16 protein-coding genes and 1 tRNA gene are annotated in these 20,427 nt (G+C 49.6%); 11 read left to right on the top strand and 6 right to left on the bottom strand.

The window, feature by feature from the left end; genetic code table 11:
• Positions 1-4: 4 nt before the first annotated feature.
• On the bottom strand, positions 5-1,087 hold the full coding sequence (gene prfA / locus VC28_RS18310) for a peptide chain release factor 1 (protein WP_049631907.1): 1,083 nt from the start codon (positions 1,085-1,087) through the stop codon (positions 5-7).
• Positions 1,087-2,388, bottom strand: coding sequence for a glutamyl-tRNA reductase (gene hemA / locus VC28_RS18305; protein ID WP_049632535.1), 1,302 nt, complete (start codon positions 2,386-2,388; stop codon positions 1,087-1,089). The genes prfA and hemA overlap by 1 nt, the downstream gene beginning before the upstream one ends.
• 176 nt (positions 2,389-2,564) lie before the next feature.
• Here hemA and VC28_RS18300 point away from each other — a divergent pair, with 176 nt between their 5' ends.
• From VC28_RS18300 to ychF, 11 genes are all read left to right on the top strand, one after another.
• The gene (locus VC28_RS18300) at positions 2,565-3,098 is read left to right on the top strand and encodes a 3'-5' exonuclease (protein WP_049631906.1); all 534 of its coding nucleotides are present in this window, start codon (positions 2,565-2,567) and stop codon (positions 3,096-3,098) included.
• Between the two features lie 39 nt (positions 3,099-3,137).
• Positions 3,138-4,985 carry a tetratricopeptide repeat protein gene (locus VC28_RS18295; protein ID WP_231591851.1) on the top strand — a complete coding sequence of 616 codons (1,848 nt, stop codon included), beginning with the start codon at positions 3,138-3,140 and terminating at the stop codon, positions 4,983-4,985.
• Positions 4,986-5,065: 80 nt separating this feature from the next.
• On the top strand, positions 5,066-5,674 hold the full coding sequence (gene lolB, locus VC28_RS18290) for a lipoprotein insertase outer membrane protein LolB (RefSeq protein ID WP_082191620.1): 609 nt from the start codon (positions 5,066-5,068) through the stop codon (positions 5,672-5,674).
• A 6-nt stretch (positions 5,675-5,680) separates the two neighbouring features.
• Positions 5,681-6,526 (top strand): 4-(cytidine 5'-diphospho)-2-C-methyl-D-erythritol kinase, encoded by an 846-nt coding sequence (gene ispE / locus VC28_RS18285; RefSeq protein ID WP_049631905.1) that lies wholly within the window; start codon positions 5,681-5,683, stop codon positions 6,524-6,526.
• Between the two features lie 35 nt (positions 6,527-6,561).
• Positions 6,562-6,636: transfer RNA gene (locus tag VC28_RS18280), tRNA-Gln, on the top strand.
• 238 nt (positions 6,637-6,874) lie between these two features.
• On the top strand, positions 6,875-7,804 hold the full coding sequence (locus tag VC28_RS18275; protein WP_049632532.1) for a ribose-phosphate pyrophosphokinase: 930 nt from the start codon (positions 6,875-6,877) through the stop codon (positions 7,802-7,804).
• 128 nt (positions 7,805-7,932) lie between these two features.
• On the top strand, positions 7,933-8,541 hold the full coding sequence (locus VC28_RS18270; protein ID WP_049631904.1) for a 50S ribosomal protein L25/general stress protein Ctc: 609 nt from the start codon (positions 7,933-7,935) through the stop codon (positions 8,539-8,541).
• A 171-nt stretch (positions 8,542-8,712) separates the two neighbouring features.
• Complete coding sequence (locus VC28_RS18265; RefSeq protein ID WP_049631903.1) at positions 8,713-9,321, top strand: PEP-CTERM sorting domain-containing protein; 609 nt, start codon at positions 8,713-8,715, stop codon at positions 9,319-9,321.
• A gap of 173 nt (positions 9,322-9,494) precedes the next feature.
• Positions 9,495-10,085: an aminoacyl-tRNA hydrolase gene (gene pth / locus VC28_RS18260; protein WP_049631902.1), complete on the top strand. Its 591-nt coding sequence runs from the start codon at positions 9,495-9,497 to the stop codon at positions 10,083-10,085.
• A gap of 54 nt (positions 10,086-10,139) precedes the next feature.
• On the top strand, positions 10,140-12,317 hold the full coding sequence (locus VC28_RS18255) for a TonB-dependent receptor (protein WP_049631901.1): 2,178 nt from the start codon (positions 10,140-10,142) through the stop codon (positions 12,315-12,317).
• 106 nt (positions 12,318-12,423) lie between these two features.
• Positions 12,424-13,515 carry a redox-regulated ATPase YchF gene (ychF, locus tag VC28_RS18250; RefSeq protein WP_049631900.1) on the top strand — a complete coding sequence of 364 codons (1,092 nt, stop codon included), beginning with the start codon at positions 12,424-12,426 and terminating at the stop codon, positions 13,513-13,515.
• 83 nt (positions 13,516-13,598) lie between these two features.
• On the opposite strand, the gene tagF is transcribed toward ychF, so the two are convergent.
• The 4 genes from tagF to tssK are packed head-to-tail and all read right to left on the bottom strand — an operon-like array spanning position 13,599 to position 20,426.
• On the bottom strand, positions 13,599-14,174 hold the full coding sequence (tagF, locus tag VC28_RS18245) for a type VI secretion system-associated protein TagF (protein WP_231591898.1): 576 nt from the start codon (positions 14,172-14,174) through the stop codon (positions 13,599-13,601).
• 33 nt (positions 14,175-14,207) lie between these two features.
• Positions 14,208-17,765: a type VI secretion system membrane subunit TssM gene (gene tssM, locus VC28_RS18240; protein ID WP_049631898.1), complete on the bottom strand. Its 3,558-nt coding sequence runs from the start codon at positions 17,763-17,765 to the stop codon at positions 14,208-14,210.
• Between the two features lie 22 nt (positions 17,766-17,787).
• Positions 17,788-19,068: a type IVB secretion system protein IcmH/DotU gene (icmH, locus tag VC28_RS18235; RefSeq protein WP_049631897.1), complete on the bottom strand. Its 1,281-nt coding sequence runs from the start codon at positions 19,066-19,068 to the stop codon at positions 17,788-17,790.
• A 23-nt stretch (positions 19,069-19,091) separates the two neighbouring features.
• Entirely contained in the window at positions 19,092-20,426 is a 1,335-nt protein-coding gene (gene tssK / locus VC28_RS18230) for a type VI secretion system baseplate subunit TssK (protein ID WP_049631896.1), read from the bottom strand.
• Position 20,427 lies beyond the last annotated feature (1 nt).

The following is a 20,427-nucleotide window of genomic DNA, read 5'->3' as shown; positions in this document are numbered from 1 at the left end:
AAAATTAATCCGCAATCGCCGCCAATTGATCAGCTTGATACTCGTGCGCAAGCGGTTCAACAATTGGATTTAAATCACCCTGCATAATCGCATCCAACGAGTACAGCGTTAAGTTGATGCGATGGTCTGTCACACGCCCTTGCGGATAATTGTAGGTGCGAATACGCTCGGAACGGTCACCGGAACCCACCAGGTTGCGACGCTCATCGGCCATGGATTTATGCGCAGCATCTTCTTGCTGCTGCTTTAATTTGGTCGCCAGCAAACTCATCGCGCGTGCGCGGTTTTTGTGTTGCGAACGCTCGTCCTGACACTCCACTACCAAACCGGTTGGGATATGCACAATACGGATTGCAGAATCGGTTTTGTTAACGTGCTGACCACCAGCGCCGGATGCACGAAACGTATCGATGCGCAGATCCGCTTTGTTGATATTAATTTCTTCCATCTCATCCGCTTCCGGCATTACCGCAACAGTACAGGCCGAAGTATGGATGCGCCCTTGGGATTCAGTTTCCGGCACGCGCTGTACGCGATGCGCACCCGATTCAAATTTTAATTTTGAATACACACCCTGACCGCTCACCAGCGTGATGATTTCTTTAAATCCGCCATGTTCACCTTCGTTCTGGCTCAACACTTCCACACGCCAACCTTGCGTTTCTGCAAAGCGGGAATACATGCGGAATAAATCGCCGGAAAAAATTGCAGCTTCATCGCCACCGGTACCAGCACGGATTTCGAGATAACAGTTTTTCTCATCGTTCGGGTCTTTTGGCAGCAAGAGTTTTTGCAATTCCAATTGCATCGGCTCAAGGCGCGCTTCGCACTCTTTTAATTCTTCTTCTGCCATTTCTTTCATGTCGTCATCGCCAGACACGAGAAGATTTTTCGCCTCTTCAATATCTGCCAACAATTGCAGGTAGCTTTTGTACCCCTGAACCACAGGTTCCAATTCCGCATACTCTTTTGACAGATCGCGGAATTTATTCTGGTTGTTGATGACCTCGGCTTCTGACAAGAGCGCGCTGACTTCTTCGTAGCGCTCTTTAAGGCGATCCAGTTTTTCTAGAATAGATGCTTTCATTATGACTCACTTGCATCGCTGCTATTGTTAGCAGCCGGGTTAACAGATTCTTGCGGCGAAAGCGCAAACAGTTCTTGTGCGACCTGAATGACATGATGACGCGAACTCGCGCTCGCTTCTTTTAGAACGGTGGTCGGTGAATGAATGAGTTTATTGGTCAGGTTGCGCGCAAACTGTTGCAACACCTGCTCGGGATTGCCGCCGGTTTGCAAACTGCGCAAGGCTTTTTGCAATTCCTGGTCGCGTAGTTGCTCTGCTTTTTGGCGATAAGCTTTTACCGTTTCAACCGCATCCAATGCGCGCTGCTGACGCAAAAACAGTTCCACGCCTTGATTAATAATTTCTTCCGCCTGATCTGCAGCCGCAACGCGGGATTTTTTGTTTTCATCAATAACCGCGTGCAAATCATCGACGGTGTACAGATACACATCATCAAGCTCGCCCACTTGCTCTTCGATATCGCGCGGTACCGCAATATCAAGCATAAACATGGGTTTGTGCTTGCGTTTTTTCAGCGCCGATTCCACCGCGCCTTTACCCAGCAAAGGCAATTGGCTGGCGGTAGAAGAGATGACGATGTCAACACGGTGCAATTGCTCGGGGATGTCGGCCAACAAAATCGCTTCACCATTGAACTCACGCGCCAACCGTTGGGCGCGGTCCAGCGTGCGGTTGGCGACGATCATTTTTTTGATGCCCTGCTCTGCCAGATGGCGCGCTACCAATTCAATCGTCTCACCTGCACCAATGAGGAGCGCGGTATCTTGTTTGAGGTCAGAGAAAATTTGTTGCGCCAAACTGACTGCCGCATAGGCAACGGAAACCGGGTTCTCGCCAATCGCCGTTTCTGTGCGCACGCGCTTGGCAATATTGAATACTTGCTGGAAAACAACGTGCAGCTCTGCCCCCAACGTACCCGCTTCTTTGGCTTGGGCAAAGGCCGATTTCATTTGGCCTAAAATTTGCGGTTCACCCAACACAAGTGAATCCAGCCCACCGGCGACCTTCATCATATGGCGCACAGCATCCTGACCTTGATAGCAGTAATAGCTATTGGCCAGATCAGCGGCTTCAATCGCCGTGTGATCGACCAGCCACTGTTGGATTGCCCCGGCTTCACCTTCACTCGCGGCATAGATTTCGGTGCGGTTGCAGGTTGAGAGTATGGCAACTTCGTTCAAACCCGCTTGGGCGCACGCCTCCTGCATGGCCTTCTGCAGCAGTTCGGGCGCAAAGGCAACCCGCTCGCGCAGGGCAAGAGGAGCAGTGGTATGGTTGATGCCGAAGGCTAACAGGGTCATGGGGGCGAGTAATTTCAGGCCGGTATAGTTTGAAGGGCGGTATTGTCCGGTCACAACGGGGGCATGACAAGAGGTTAGCGTGCAATCCTGTCATAAAGGGATGTTATTGCCTCTTACTCATTCACCTGATCTATCAGCATCTATACTCAATCGCAGACGCAATCCAAGGATTTTCCATGCGCAGATTACCCAACCCTACGATCATCGATATCGAAGCCTCCGGCTTTGGTTCACGCAGCTATCCCATTGAGATTGGCGTAGTGAAAACCAACGGGGATCGCTATTGCGCGCTGATTGAGCCACCGCCCGAGTGGGATCATTGGAGTGAAAGCGCCCAGTCAATTCACGGTATTTCGCGCGGGCTACTGGAGAGCCGCGGGCGCAAACCGCACGACATCTGCATCGAACTCAACCAGTTTCTCGGTGAAATTACCGCCTACAGCGATGCCTGGACACACGACAGCCCCTGGCTAAACCGCCTGTTTTTTGCCGGCCGCATACAGCCCAGCTTCCATCTAAGCCCGATTGAAATGATCGCCAGCGAAGCTCAACTGCTGCTCTGGGACCAAACCAAAAAGCGGCTGGAAAAGCGGCTCGATATCAAACGCCACCGCGCCAGTGGCGATGCCTACCTGATCCAGCAAACTTACCTGGAAACACGCAATCTGGTGAACACCCAGCCCGCACTGGCAAAACTCAAGGGGCTGTAAATCAGCCGCCGCCATCAAACAGGTGGCATCGCCGGATCTTTGCACTACCTTACCTTCACGTTTATCGCCCGCGCGTTTATGATGTCCGGCCGCGCAGTCTGCTACGCTCGCCCTGTGCAGCAATCAACCAGAGCATCCATCTACAACCGGTCACGCATGATCAAACACCGCCCTATCATTTTGTCGAGCATGACCCTGTATTGGGTATTGAGCGGTTGCAGCTTGCAGTCCACACGGACAGTGGCGGCTCCGGAACCAGAGCAGGCACCGCAACCCGAAATACGGATTCAAACACCTGCGCGCCCATTCCCTACAGAAACCCTGTATTCGCTGCTCACAGCTGAAATTGCCGGCAGCCGCGCGCAGTATGATCTGGCGCTGAGCAATTACGCCCAACAAGCGCGCGAAACCCGCGATCCACAGATTGCCGAACGCGCCACCCTGATTGCCCGCTACATGAATAACCATGTTATCGCACTGGAAATGGTCAAGATTTGGGTAGATGCTGCACCTCACAATGAAGAAGCGCTGGCAAACGCCTCCATGGCCTATATGCAAACCGGACAATTGCGCGATGCATTCGACTTCTCCCGCCGCTTGCTGGATGAAGGTGGCGAGCCACTGTTTCAGAACATAGCCGCCAATGCGGCAAGCCTCGATGAAGAGGCGCGCGCGACCTTGCTTAAAGACTTCGTCAACCTGCTGCAAACTCATCCTGAAGATGAGCAGTTACTGGTCGGCACGGGTATTTTGCTGCAGCAACAGGGCAAATATCAGGAGGCGATGGATATCACCCATCAGGCGCTTAAAGTGCATCCGCGCAGCATTCCGGCCGCCATTTTAGAAGCCAATTTGCTGCATCAGCTTAAACGCGACCAGGAAGCACTCACCAAAATGGCCGCGCTTCTGGAGTTTTACCCGGACAACACCAGCTTGCGCCAGCAGTACGCGCGCATCCTTGCCCATCACAACATCGAAGAAGCGCAAGCGCAGTTCACTATCCTCACCAAACAGCTCCCCAACAATGGCGATATGCTGCTGGCGCTGGGGATTATCGCGCTCGAACGCAAAGATCTGGAAACCGCACGCGACACCTTTGAGCAGCTGCTCGACCGCGATATGCATATATCTACCGCCCACTATTATCTCGGGCGCATGGCGGAGGCGCGCCGGGATTATCCGGAAGCCATCATCCATTACCTGCAAGTAGAAAACGGCAATGACTTCCTTTCAGCAACCATCAGCTTGCTGAATATTTTTATCCGTCAGGAAGATTTCCTCAGCGCCCAACAACACATGAACCGGGTACGTTTGCGCTTTCCCGATCAAAGCGAAGCACTCTATGTGCTGCACGGGCAAGCATTGATCCGCCACAAACATCTGGCAGAAGCAGATGCCGTACTGAGCGAAGGGTTGGCCACATTTGCCCGCAGCACCCGCCTGTTGTTTGCCCGCGCCATGCTAAGCAACCAGCGCCAGCAACTGGCCGCCGCTGAACGCGACTTGCGCAGCATTCTCAAATTACAACCCGACAATGTTGAAGCGCTAAATTCGCTCGGCTACATACTGGCCGACCGCACCCAACGCTTTAGCGAAGCGCGCCTGCTGCTGGAAAAAGCATTGCAACTACGCCCGGATGATGCGGCGATCCTCGATTCAATGGGTTGGCTGCACTACCGCACGGGCAACTATACCGAGGCACTTAGCTATCTGCGCAGCGCTTACACAACAGCGCCCAACCCTGAAATTGCCGCCCATTTGGGGGAGGCCCTCTGGGTTTTGGGCGATAAAGAAGAGGCACAACGCATTTGGCGCGAGGGAATCCAGCTCTCTCCCACCGACCCGACGCTTCTGGAAACACTGAATCGCCTCGGCGTTGAGCTATAAGCCTCAGCGTTGAGCTATCTCAGTGTTGAACTATATGCCTCAGTGCTGAACTATGAGCTTCAAAATAAAAAGGCCAGAACATGATGCTACGCTGTTTACTCCTGATTTCCCTGCTCACCATTATCGGCTGTGTCCACCGCGGATCACTCACGCCACCGCAGGATGTACTTGAGCATCAACGCCAACTGCAAAATATTGGCGATTGGCAACTCACAGGTAAACTCGGAGTCCGCACCAGCGACGAGAGTGGTAGCGCCAGCCTGAAGTGGGATCAACAAGCAACTCGCTACCAAATCAACCTGAGCGGCCCACTTGGGCAAAAGCGCATGATTATCACCGGTGAACCCGGCAGCGTCCGCCTGGAACAAACAGGCGAACCCATGCAGCAAGCCAAAACCGCAGAGGCATTGATCAAAAAATCTGTTGGCTGGACGCTCCCCGTCGCACAACTCGCCTATTGGGTGCGCGGCGTGCCCGCCCCCAAGCTACGAATTACCCATTTCCAACAAAATACCAATGGCCTGCTTGACCAATTACATCAAGGTGGCTGGATCATCACTTACAGCAATTATCGCGATCATCACTACAACGGCCTGACACTCCCATTACCCGGAAAAATCACCGCCGAATACAAAGACGTGCGCTTGATACTTGCCATCCGCAACTGGCAATTGGGCGCGCAGGAATAATTCATCATGGCCAGTCTGACACTGCTATCACCCGCCAAACTCAACCTGTTCCTTCATATCACCGGCCGCCGGGCAGACGGCTATCACAACTTACAAACCCTGTTCCAATTACTCAATTACGGCGACACCCTTTCATTTACTACGAATGACGAAGCACGTATCACGCTGGCACCGGATTTACCGGGCGTTAACTTTGAGCAAAACCTGATTATCAAAGCCGTACGCGCATTAGCACCCTTCGCACCTGCGACTGCGGGGGTGGACATCCAGCTGGAAAAGCGCCTCCCTATGGGCGGAGGGATTGGCGGAGGCAGCAGCAATGCCGCGACAACATTGGTCGCCCTGAACCATTTGTGGGCGTGCAATCTGGGTAAAGTCCAGCTGCAGAAAATTGGCCTTACACTAGGTGCCGATGTACCCGTCTTCATCAATGCCCAAACCGCATGGGCTGAAGGGGTCGGAGAGCAGTTGGACGCTATCGAAATGCAGCCAAAATGGTTTCTGGTTGCACAACCTGATTGCCATGTATCCACCGCAGAAATTTTTTCTCACAAAGATTTGACAAGAGATACTTCGGCCATTAAAGTGGCGGCCTTCCTTGAGCGGGGTGGTCAAAATGACTGCGAAGCCTTGGTGAGAAAGCTCTATCCAGAAGTTGATAAAGCACTCATCTGGCTGCAAAAATTTGATCGCAACGCAAAGATGACGGGTACCGGCGCTTGTGTTTTTGCAAGCTTCGATACAGCAGAAGAAGCACAAAAGGTGCAGGCGCTAGCGCCAAAAAATCTGCCGGTTTTTGTAGCGCAGGGGATTAACAAATCACCACTCTACAAATTACTGCCGTCAAGCTAATCAAGTACTGTTTTTTCGAATATTCGAGAAACAATAGGGGCGTCGCCAAGTGGTAAGGCAGCGGGTTTTGATCCCGCCATTCGTAGGTTCGAGTCCTTCCGCCCCTGCCATCTATTTTCAGTCATTGTTTCAAGTGTGATTAACCATCAATCCACAACGCGATTACGAACAGCACAACAATGACCATTCATTATAATTACCCATTACTGCTTTCGATAATGCATTACCCGCAGGAATTCCCTAGGGTAAAAAACACTGCTTTGCGCAGGCGGCAACTATCGGCTCTGGCTTTTAACCACCAGCAATCACCCCAGCCATCACCTAAAGGTATCTGACGTGACTGACTTAATGGTCTTTACCGGCAATGCAAACCCGGATCTCGCGAAAAAAATTGTGGATCACTTGGGCATGCCGCTTGGCAACGTTTCTGTTTCGCAATTTTCTGATGGTGAAATTGCGGTAGAGCTGCACGATAACGTGCGCGGCCGCGATGTATTTGTGGTGCAACCTACTTGTGCCCCCACCAACGACAACCTGATGGAATTGATCGTGATGGTTGACGCCCTGCGTCGTGCATCCGCAGGTCGCATTACCGCTGTGGTTCCCTACTTTGGTTATGCACGCCAGGATCGCCGCGTGCGTTCAGCGCGCGTGCCCATCACAGCAAAAGTCGTTGCTGACATGATGGTGGGCGTTGGTGTTGATCGCGTATTGACGGTTGACTTACACGCTGAGCAAATCCAGGGCTTTTTTGATGTACCGGTAGATAACGTCTATGGCTCACCTGTACTACTGGAAGATATTGAGCAACAAAAATTTGAAGACCTGATTGTAGTATCACCTGACATCGGCGGTGTAGTTCGTGCCCGTGCAGTGGCAAAACAATTGGGCATCGATTTAGCGATCATCGACAAACGCCGTCCACGCGCCAATGTGGCCGAAGTGATGCATATTATCGGTGAAATTGAAGGTCGCACCTGCTTGCTGGTAGACGATATTATCGATACCGCCGGCACCTTATGCAGCGCAGCAAAAGCCTTGAAACAACACGGTGCCAAGCGTGTTATCGCTTACTGTACCCACCCTGTATTGTCAGGTAAGGCGATTGAAAATATTAACGGCTCTGAGCTGGATCAACTTGTGGTCACTGACTCTATACCACTGAGTGATGAAGCTAAAAATTGCGCGCGCATCCGTAGCCTGACATTGTCAAAAATGCTGGCCGAAGCTGTGCGTCGCCTGAGCAATGAAGAATCCCTGAGTGCCATGTTCCGCTAGGAGCCTTTAAAGGTTCCGCTAAGCGAAACATCGCCTCTGGTAAACCGCCGCATTACATAAGGTAATGTGGTTACTGAAACCCGGTAGATTCTGGTCGCGGATCTACACGGAAAATTGAGGACGATAAAATGTCTGAAGACTTTAAATTAGATGCAACTGCCCGTAACGACTTGGGGAAAGGTGCGAGCCGCCGCCTGCGTCGTTTGGCTGGCCAAGTTCCCGCTGTTATTTACGGTGGCAACGTAGCCCCTGCGAGTGTTTCTGTGACTGCTAACGAGTTGATGAAGCACTTGGAACACGAAGCTTTTTACTCTCACATCATCAGCCTGAACGTTGATGGCACTGCACAAGATGTGATCCTGAAAGATGTTCAACGTCACCCATCCAAGCCAGTTGTGCTGCACTTGGACTTCCTGCGCGTTGACAAAGCTACCAAGGTTCACACTCACGTACCTCTGCACTTCATTAATGAAGCGACATCAAAAGGCGTGAAAATCCAGGGCGGTAAAGTGGTTCACAACCTGACCCAACTGGACATCATCTGCTTGCCACAACACTTGCCAGAATTTATCGAAGTTGATTTGGCAAATGCAGAAGTGGGTACCATCATCCACATTTCTGACCTGAAATTGCCTGGCGGCGTAGTGTCTGCTGACTTGCAAAAAGGTGCTGACCACAACCTGGCTGTTGCGACTATCGTTAAGCCAAAAGGCGGCGCAGAGAGCGAAGAAGCTTAATTGCCTCTTCCCGGTTGAAAGAAGGGCTGACTCTTCGGAGTCAGCCCTTTTTTTTTCGTATCGCGCACGGATTGTCGATCTTGATTTTACACTGCTTTTATTTGACACGAATCCTGATATCATGCGCCCGATTTTTATAGGAAGTTCCACATCTATCATTAGGAGAATTAAGTGCGCAAAATAACTTCTTTTTTTAAAGCCACTGCCACCTGCCTTGCACTCTCGCTGGCATCCCTTACCAATGCCACAATCATCACCTTTGATGATTTACCCCATGGAACCGAGGTGGGCACCCACTACGCCGGTCTAAGCTGGAACAACCTCTACACTACGGGGTCATTAGGCGGATCAGGTGGCTACGCCAATGCCGCTGTCTCTGGGTTAAATACCGCATTTAACAGTTCGGCCAATGATGTAGAGGTAAGCAGTAGCCTATTTAACTTTACTGGCGCGTATTTTACCGCCGCGTGGAATGACGGCCTAAATATTACTCTGACTGGCTCAAAAAATGGCTTAAGTCTCTACACAGAAACAGTGGTAGTTGATACCAGTGGACCAACTTGGTTTAACTTCACATTTTTCGGTATCGACACCCTGCACTTTCATTCCTTTGGTGGTATAGCCAACGCGGTATATGCCTCTATTGGCGAAGGCGAGCACTTCGCAATGGATAACTTCACATTCAATAGCATTCAAACAGCAGTACCGGAATCATCATCATTAATTTTGGTGGGGCTTGGCTTACTCGGTCTTTTTGGCTCACGCCGATTGAAAAAATAATTGCAAAATTAATAGTGTTTGCAAAAACCTGCTGCATGGCAGGTTTTTTTTCGCCTCAAATACTCTGCCACGAGCTCGGCACTATTCACTTGGATTGATTGCGGCGACAATACCCAGCCGCTGCACCAGCGGCGATTAGGATTTATTCAACACGTAATAACGCAAGGTTAATCATGGCAACCGAAATACAGCTAGTCGTTGGGCTGGGCAATCCCGGCAGCGAATATGAACGCACACGCCACAACGCCGGGCAGGATTTTGTGGAGGAACTCGCCCGCACGCTGGGTGTATCGCTGGTTAACGACAACAAATATTTCGGCCTGACCGCGCGCGCCAACTATCAAGGCCGCGACCTGCGCCTGCTGATTCCCACTACCTATATGAACCGCAGTGGCCAATCGGTCAGTGCTATGGCGAACTTTTTCAAGATCGAACCCTCCGCAATCCTTGTCGCTCACGATGAGCTGGATCTAGCGCCGGGCATTGCCCGCTTCAAACAAGGCGGAGGCCACGGCGGCCACAACGGTTTGCGCGATATCATCGCCGCACTTGGCAACAACCAGAACTTTCCGCGCTTGCGATTAGGAATTGGCCACCCCGGTAGCGCCGCAATGGTCGCCAATTTTGTCCTTAAACGCGCCCCATCCAGCGAGCAAGAGCTTATTGATGATGCAATTGCCCGCGCCATCAAATGCACACCCGATGCATTAAAAGGCGACTGGAATACCGCGATGAAAAACTTGCACACCGATCCAAAGAAATAGGCACGCCTGAACTACACTGCATAAGTCTCCTTACAATAAACAGGTTTAGGGCTTATGCAGGCTGGTGCTCTCTCACTCTCTTCGATGGCAATAATCCTGCTTGCCTATCAACCGATAGCAGCTTTTGCCGAAGAGAACACAGAGCTGTTCGATCTGGATCTGGCCACCCTGATGACCATTCAGGTCGGCACCAGTGCCGATGCCTCCGCCAAAGGTTTGAGCACCCCACTCGCTGGCGCGCAAGTTGCCGATGGCGGGCGGTTGGGAATACTGGGCTCAACAACCATTTTGGACGCGCCTTTCTCCACTACCAGCTACACACAGGAATTCGCACAAAATCATCAGGCCGCCAGTATCGGAGAAGTACTCCAATACGATCCCAGCGTGCAATTGGCACGCGGTTTTGGCAATTTCCAGCAGGTTTACCGGGTGCGCGGCTTTCCTATTTTCTCTGATGACATGACCTACAACGGCCTGTATGGAATCTTACCCAGGCAATATCTGGCGGCCGAATTGATTGAGCGGGTGGAGGTGTTGCGCGGTGCCAATGCATTTATCAATGGAGCCGCTCCCGGCGTAAGTGGTTCGCTTGGGGGGAGTATCGGCGCGGTTCCCAAGCGGGCACCAAAACAGAACTTCTCACGGATTACCCTTGGAGCCCAATCCGCCAGCCAATATTATGCAGCAGCCGATCTATCCCATCGCTCAGACGACAGCCGCTTTGGTATTCGTGTCAACGGCGTGGAGCGTAGAGGCGATACCGATATCGATGGCGAAGCACGCGCTCTTCAACTGCTGACACTGGGCGCAGACTTTCACAGCAACGATCTACGTATCTCAGCCGATTTCGGCTATCAGGATCAGCAATTGGATGCCAGCCCACCCAGTGTTACTGTGGCGAGCGACCTTCCCATCCCAACAGCACCCGACACTGATCACAATATTGGGCAACCCTGGACCTATTCGGATGCCAAGGATCTCTTTGGCACCCTGCGCGCTGAATATGACATCACACCACAGTTGACCGGCTGGCTGGCCTTGGGCGCACGCGAAGGGGATGAGGATTCCATTTTCAGCGCTTTTTTAACCACAACCAACCTAATGGGAGATTACTCGGCCAGCCGTTTTGATGTCGTCCACAAAGATTCGGTTATCACCGGCGAACTGGGTTTGAGAACCGAATTCAACACTGGCGAGATAACCCACCAACTGAGTCTTTCTGCCAATACCTATGAGAATGACAGCCGCAATGCCTATCTCATCTATAACGGGTTCACCAATAATCTTTACCATCCAACAGCCGTAGAACGACCAGAAACCCCGGTCTTTGGCGGTGGCGATCTCCGCCGCCCACTGATCACCACCACCACTAAAACCGGAAGCCTGGCACTGGCCGATGAATTGTCTCTACTGGACGAACGCCTGCTGCTGACACTGGGTGCCCGCCAACAGACAATCCGTGAATACAACTTTGACTACAACTCAGGCGCTCTCCAATCTATCTACGATAAAACCCGCCTGACACCAGCATTTGCAGCGCTCTATAAATTTTCTCCGCGCTATTCCGGCTACATCAATTACATGGAAGGGCTACTCAAAGGCGATATCGCGCCCACCACCAACATCGATGGCCCGGTAGCCAATGGCGGTCAAGCGCTAAGGCCTTACCAGACCCAACAAACCGAAGCGGGGATCAAGTATCTGGGGAAGTCGCTCGGAGCAACTATCGCCGTCTTTGAGATCCGTAAACCGCTGGCAGGCTATAACAGTCGTAATGCACTGGCACTGATTGATGACCAAACCCATCGCGGGCTGGAGCTATCGCTTTACGGCGAAGCTGCCCCCGGCATTAAGCTTCTCGGCGGCATCAGCTTTCTTGATACCGACGAATACGGCAAAAACACCCTAGGTGCCCCCAAAGTACAGTCCAATCTGGGGCTGGAATGGGACGTACCCGGCATCGCCGGCTTGACCCTCAACAGCCATTGGATGTACACCGGCAGCCAATATGCAGATCTCGCCAACACCCAAAAAGTGCCTAGCTGGCAAAGGCTGGACTTGGGCACACGCTACACCACAAGGCTCTCCACACAAACGCTGACCCTGCGCGCCACTCTGGAAAATGCCACCAGTAATGACTACTGGGCATCTGTTGGCGGATTTCCCGGCGCGGGCTATCTAACCCAAGGCAACCCGCGCACGCTGGTTGTATCCGCCACTGTCGATTTTTAATCCACGCCAGTTGGCCTGAGCTTCGTCTAATCTGCTTCGGCCATGTATAATCGCGCCCTCTCGATTTTCATCCCTTTTTCACACATCTCATAAGCGGAATAGCATCATGGGTTTCAATTGCGGTATCGTCGGCCTGCCCAACGTCGGCAAATCAACACTGTTCAATGCACTCACCAACGCCGGTATCAGCGCAGAAAACTTCCCCTTCTGCACCATTGAACCCAACGCCGGTATCGTAACCGTACCCGATCCACGTCAGGATAAACTCGCCGAAATCGTAAAACCCGAACGCGTGATCGCCACCACCATGGAGTTTATCGACATCGCCGGTATCGTTGCCGGTGCATCCAAAGGCGAAGGCCTTGGCAACAAATTCCTCGCCAACATCCGCGAGACAGACGCCATCGCCCACGTTGTACGCTGCTTTGATGACGACAACGTCATTCACGTTGCCAACGGTGTAAATCCTGCAGCCGATATTGAAGTCATCAACACCGAACTTGCACTTGCCGATCTGGAAGCCGTAGATAAAGCCATCAACCGCTACGCTAAAGCAGCAAAAGGCGGCGACAAGCACGCTGTTGCCATCAAAGCACTACTGGAAAAAATCCAACCGCATTTGGATCAAGCAAAACCACTGCGCTCCTTCCCGCTCGATAAAGAAGAAATCGCACTGCTCAAAGAAATTAATTTGCTCACACTCAAACCCACCATGTATATCGCCAACGTGGCAGAAGATGGTTTTGAAAATAATCCGCATCTGGATGTTGTGCGCAAAATCGCCGCAGAAGAGAAATCGATCGTAGTACCCATTTGCAACAAACTCGAAGCCGACATCGCCGAACTCGAAGGCGACGACAAAAAAGAATTCCTCGCTGAAATGGGCATGGAAGAACCCGGCCTTAACCGCGTAATCCGCGCAGGCTACCAACTCCTCGGCCTGCAAACTTATTTCACCGCAGGCGTAAAAGAAGTCCGCGCCTGGACCATCCCCGTCGGTGCCACCGCACCCCAAGCCGCCGGTGTCATCCACACCGATTTCGAAAAAGGCTTCATCCGCGCCGAAACCATTTCGTATGAAGACTTCGTACAATACAACGGCGAACAAGGCGCAAAAAGCGCAGGCAAAGCGCGCAAAGAAGGCAAGGAATACATCGTACAAGACGGCGATGTGATGCACTTTTTGTTTAACGTCTAATTGACGAAAAAACTCAAAAAAATGGCCGCTTGTAGCGGCCATTTTTTTGTAACGACTTTGATATTACTGCTAATAAAAACTGATCAATCTACAGCAACTTCGCAACTAAACAGCTGTGAAAAAATGTGCGCTGAATCAGCAAAGCCACAAGAGAAGCTTATATCCCTTTCATCTGGCCGCCACCAATAACTTATATCTGATGTCAGGCTTAGTGCGATTGCCTCACTATCAAGAACCTTTGAAGCAATATGAATTGCTTCCTCGGTGGGTGTATCAAGATGACCAAGAACATCATCAATAGAGATTTCAATCGCCAGTAATTCAGGCATGAGCATTGCGATTTTTATCGCCTGACCACAACAATTAAGTAGTGACTCAGATTGCGTGCATTCAAAAAAACTTACGAACGGAAAATAACGTCCTACCTTATCAACACTGGGCATAATAGCACCCACAACTGGAGCATCCGCCCATATATTCGCTGGCAACACAAAACACCATACAGGAGCAGTAAGATAGCGATCCAGCCAAAAAGCGTTTGCTTTTTGAAAAGCCTCAAAACCTTCAGCAAGCCATTTATCCACACACAACCGCGTGGAGTACCCAAGATTCCGTCCAATAAAATCACCAGCACAAGGTAACTTTCCGTAAAATGCCAAGGATCTTGATGTCGACAAAACAATACCTATTGGTCAATGCAGCGCAGGACAAGTAAAACTTGCTAACTCAGATAAATAAAAAGGATTATTCACACTGTTGGCGGTGATCTCCAACACCACTTTCTGCCCATGAATATTCAATGTGGTGATAAATCTTTCAGGTTGCAATTGCCGGCGTTCCCCCATATCAAATAAGCGCATGATCGCCCAAGGGCCATCCACGACTAACGATTTACGATCAATATGATTACCGCTTAACTCAATACGTATTTGATTACTTCCCAATGGACCAGGCCAGACCACACTTCGCGGTATTTGCGGCCCATGTGCGTATTGAAAAAGCTGGCCATCAAAATCCATAGACAGCTGATTGATACCTGCATCCATCTCAAGTACTTTATATTCGAAATTCAACATCGGACTAGCGGTCGCAGCAGGAAAAAATACATCACGAATCCGCGCTGCTTGCTGGAAAGATCGAATGGGTAGTGGAACACTTACTGTTTGCCGCGCAACCCAAACCTTTCCACTGCTATCAGTAAGCGCGCGCAAGTTTTCATTAAAAAAGCGATCCATCATTCCCTGTGGAGCAAACATTTTAGAAAAATCCGCAAAGGTAACATCACGGGTTGAGCGCCGATCAAACGGGTAACGACCATTGATCGCCATACGGCAAAATTCACCGATAGAATTATTAAACTCGGCATTTAGTGCACCGCGGATTCCACCTTCCGCCTGACGGCTTCCCTCATCAGAAATTCCCTCAAGAATAGTACGGATAGGAACTGGATAACGCGCAGCCTCTGAACGAACTTTTACGAGTGAATCATTATTGTCCAAACTTCGTGCTCCACCACGAATAGAAAAATCAGCATTGGATAGCCCAATATACACATCATTAAACAACTTCAATAATGCGATTTTTGCAGTTTCTTTATTTTCTCCGTGCGTCAATTCGGTCAACTCTTTAAAGCGATTATCCACCATAAACTCCAACGAATCCGGATGGGCAACATCTGTAGCCAACTGTTGGAGAGATTGATCAAAACCCGATAGTTTATTCGCGATCCGCCGCTTAATTTCCTTATCAGCAATCTGCGCAGGTGCAGATAAATTTTTCCCAAGGCTTAATTCCGGTGCGATATTGTTTACCAATTGCCACAGCGGTGAGTCATTGGCCGATAATATACGAGCCACATCGATTGACTCTGACATGGAGCGAGTGGAAATCAGACGGAGATCAAGCAGGTATGCATCCCAAATACTGGCATAGTCCTGTAGATATAGTCGCACCAAAATCTGCGCTATATCAGCTATACGCTCTTCGGTTAACTGATCTAACGAAAAGGACGCGTAACTTCCCAACACCCAGGACTCCTCCTCAACCGCTGCTCTCAAACGATCCTGCACAGCGGGTAAAAATACGTCCTTATAGCCCTTGCGAGTAAACAACCCCGGAACACCATCGCTCAATGACTTTCCACTTTTACGTTCAAAAACAAAATTGCTTCTAGCACCACCAGCGGTTAAAAATGAAATATCCGCGAGTGTTGTATGCCGCAATAGATCTGCTTTTATTGTTTGATAAGCCCGATCGGAAAATGAAAAGCCACTTAACTCACGACGCTTTGACAAAACCAATGTTTCATCCAGCGCGAAAGGAGATACCTGAACTTCCGCACTCAATAACTGATGGACATGAAATAGCAGTGCGGCGTGCTGATCACGCGATATGTCTGCAGAAAAATGCTGACTTATATCAGCCTCAATAAATGCAAGTAATTGCTCGGAATTATAATGTTCTGGCTGATTTAACATGAGATAAGCCTTTAAGGCCTGATAGGTGAAATCCATATCACGATTACCGCTGCCGACTAGTAATTGATGCAGCCTCTGCCCAATCCAAGGCAGTAATATTCCCTGTAAGCCACGCGCATATGTCTTTTGCGCTGCAGCATCCAGTTTTTCACCCTGATACAAACCAAAGGTCATATTCACGGGTGGTGAAGCAACCGCAAAGTAGTCGCCATTGGCAATACAACAAAGCGAATTAAGTAGCGGCAAATAATCGACAACTGATTTCATTTCCGCAGCGGATAGCTGACTAACCGCTGCAGAAACCCGGGCAGCCTTTTCATCTACTACACCTAGGTAGGCACGATTCTTTAAAAAGCTTCCCGCCAAAAAACCACAAAACACTAAAAGTGTTATGAAAATAATGCTATGCGATGCCAAACCAAACCAGAATTGCTTTTTTTCCTCGTGCTGATTTTTTCCAGCAAGATGCGCTTCAGGCAGCACTACACGTGTAATTAAATGCTTTAAAAAGTAACTGCGTCCGGTTGCCGAGCGGTTGCCAAGATTGATATTAGAGCTCACCCCAAACCTGCGCCCCAATGCACTCAATACGCGATCAAAAGGCGTTCCCTCCTGAGTGCCGCTGGCAAAATATACACCGCGCAATTGCACACCTGAAACATCAACCCCAGCAAAAACCTTATCTATCAAGTCAACAATCAGCGGCAAGCAATTAGTGAAGTTTTGCGGAAAAGCAAAGCTATGAGCGCGCCGGGAAGTATCCGTTTCACGAACCAACAAATCTGGCAACGCGTCAAATAGATCACGCGCCAGAATCTCTAACTCTTGCCTAACCAGAGCAGACAAGTTCTGAGTGGATGCAGAGTACTCTGAAAAGCTAAAGCCCAGCACTTGATCGCGGTCCTCTTTGGATAAAGCGCCAAAGTAGTCTGAAAAGCCCCCCAATAAATCTGCTTTGGTTATTAAAATATATACTGGGAAGTTAATTCCGAGTGAATTGCTCAACTCACCCAAGCGCGCACGCACAATGGCAGCATGTTGATTCCTGTTCTGCTCTGTTCCCGCTAACAAATCTGCAACCGAAATGGTCAAGATCGCACCATTCAGCGGCTGCCTTGGTCGAAATTTTTTTAATAATCCCAGAAAACCAATCCATTCATCTTTATCTTGTCTTGCATGGCTCTCGTGAGTGATATAACGCCCCGCCGTATCGATAAACACCGCATCCTCAGTAAACCACCAATCACAATTGCGGGTTCCGCCAACCCCTTTCAAGGATTCGCGCCCTAGCACATCGGTTAATGGAAACTGCAAGCCACTGTTAATTAGCGCAGTGGTCTTACCAGAGCCAGGCGCACCAATAAAAACATACCATGGAAACTGATACACAAAACGCTGACGTAAACTGCTGAAAAGGCCGCTACGTGTATTCATCGTAGAGTTCTTCAAATGGGTCATTGCCACCGCAAAATTCTTTCCTAATTCATCCAGAGCAGAGTTGGCTTGGCGATCGTTGATATTTTTATTCGACAGTGCGTGTATAAACCGCGTATTCAACTGCCGCCCCCGCCAGAAAGTAAGCAATTTTTTTATTACCCAGTATGCGAGTATAGAAAAAATTAATAATAATCGATGCACTTTAGATTCAAGAGGCCGAAAGTCAGCAAATGAAAACAAAGGCCCAATAAACCAAATAGCCAAACTTAAAATAACAAACAGAAAAAATTTCAACAGCAGTGGATGAATTAAAAAAGTAATTAGTTTTCGAAACACAATACGAATTCCTTGTCTTTGGCTATTTGGCTGAATTAAAGAGAATTTTTATTTCAACCCGCCGATTCATCGCTCGCCCTTCATGAGTGTCATTGGCCATCAATGGCTCTGCCTCACCCAACCCCTGCACATCTAATGATTGATGGGGTAGCAGATACGGATCAAGAGCGAGCGCCACAACACGAGCACGCTCAACCGATAAGTGCCAATTGGATGGATAGCGCGCGCTGCGAATGGGAACATTGTCGGTATATCCTGATACAACTGCGCCCTTACCAAGTTCATTAATAGCGCGGCCAATTTTTTCTATCACAGGAATATAAGCTGGACTGAGTGAAACACTGCCCGATGAAAACAGACCATCGCCCATCAATGTCACGACTGCAACACCCGAAGCCTCACGCACCCTTACCAACTTCTGCTGAATTTCAGCCTGCAATAGCGCCGTAATTTTTCCATCTACTGATACAGATTTCGGCTTTTCTTTAAGCAATGGAACAGGCATTTGCAACATCTTTGTAAACACATGATCTGATTCGTCAGAGAGTTTTAACGCAAAAGCGATATACAACATGGCGGCTGCAATAGTACAAAACAGTACGGATACCCACAAAGGCAACAACGTCCAAATCGGAGGTCTCGGCTTAATAATTCCCTGCCAATTAGGTGACAGGTATTTTGACCGCTCACCTTTTAAATCGGCGACAATTTCCGCGAGCTTCAAGCGCAACAACTCCAATTGCGATTGCCCATTGGGCACTATTTTGTACCTACCCTCAAAACCCAAGGAAATACAAAAGAACATCAGTTCAATTAAGTCGCGGTGCACTGCAGGTGTTTGAGTGACGCGCGCTAAAATCTGGAAAAATTTTTCGCCACCCCATGTTTCATTATGAAAGGTCACTAACAAACTGTATTTAGCCCAAACGCCTCCGCCCCCCCAAGGGGTTTGAGCAGCGGTTTCATCAATTACTGTGCACAAGCAATAACGCGCGGCCGCAATGGTCTCTGCCGGAACGGCATCTGCCCTTGCTTGCAGCTCGAATTTTTTAATTTCATCAATTAAATGACTTCGCAAACGTGAAGGATCCGGGTTATGCACCAAGGTGCGAACCTGATATATGATATTGAGCAATGGACTCGCCGAACGCAGTAATAGACTGGAAGCCTGCAATATTTCATCAGAACCCTGGGCACCAAACGCAGTTGAATCCGGCTCAACGGAAGGTCTTCGCTTGCCGCCTGGGTTAGGCACTACAAATGTGCGCGATTCATGTTCTCCAACATTACTTATATCGAGCATAAGAATTCCCTTCATTTAGTCGATTAGCGACGAATCGCCCAACACTGGATTTCCAAGTCAGGAAAGTCACCCGCTATATGCATGGCGATAGTTCCGTTTACCCTGAAAGCTTTCCACATATCCGACGTAGTATCCATTTCAAAATAATGGCTGCCAGTGTGATAAGGGATTTGTCGCGGAGCGACCGGCATAGCTTGTATCAGTATCCCTGGTAATTGTAGGTTCACCAAATCGCGGATTTGGTCCACCGAACCAATTTTTATATGACGTGGGAAATTTTGCTTCAATATGTCCGCCGGTACGCTTGCCCGCACCGCCAATACAAATTGGCAAGAATGAAATAGCTCGCGATCGATAACCTGCCCAAGTCGCACACCATAATTTTTCTCTACCAGAGGAATTTCAATCGCATTTTGCTCCAACACGGTTGACAAATAACGGCGCAGTAACTGCATCAAGCCATTGAATGATTTTTCGGCATCATCGTGAAAATATGCAGGCAGGTTCTCGCAACGTCTGGTTTCGCTCGCAAAAGTTGCCAGCTCACCACACAAAGCAACCAAATGGAGATACGCGGTCTCCGGACAAGCGCCGCGCCCATGCAGCAAATGCTCAACCAAAGGCTCATTGCGATTCAGTAGTTGCAACATGAGGAACTCACCAACTTCAGAAATCCCACCCCTTCCAGGCTGATTCATGCGTGAGCCAAGCACATCTGCCCGTTGGCGAATCAAGCCCAACGCTTCATTAACCAAATGGGTTAGCGAAGGCGACGCGAGCAAGGAAATAAGCGCTGGAATGTATTGGTTATCTACAATTACTTGCCGATCAATACGACGCTCAATAATACGCAGCACACCCAAAGCAACCCACGAATCGGTAAGCTCACGTTGCAGTAGCAAACGTAATCGAGGTGTTGCAACTTGTAATTCAGCAGGTTCGCCCGCTACAGAGTTGATGTCATCTGCAAGAAAATCCTGAACGCCATAGCGCGCCATATTTTTCTCTTGCGGATCAAATGCTATAGCTTCATTCTGCCCATGCAGAATGGGTATCGCCAAATAAACCAACTGATCAGCAACTCCCTCCTGAATATTTAATGGTAGCGGCGCTTCATGGGGAGAAGAAAAAACAAAGGTAGTACCATCGGGAAATACTCCCTCAGCTTCGATTATTGAAACGATACCCTGACTCAAGGCCGAATTATCAATTTGTAGCTTTCTAAATCCCCAATAATAATTGGCAGGGGCTTGTGCTCGCTGATGATTAATTTTTTCAAAATAGCGATCTTGTTGCTGAAAATGCTGTGGACGCAAAAACATTCCTTCGCACCAAACAACTTTTTTAAAAGCGTCCATA

The organism is Cellvibrio sp. pealriver (genome assembly GCF_001183545.1).
Taxonomy (GTDB): Bacteria; Pseudomonadota; Gammaproteobacteria; order Pseudomonadales; family Cellvibrionaceae; genus Cellvibrio.
The sequence above is the reverse complement of the archived record's forward strand: the minus strand, read 5'-3'. Positions and strand labels throughout refer to the sequence as shown.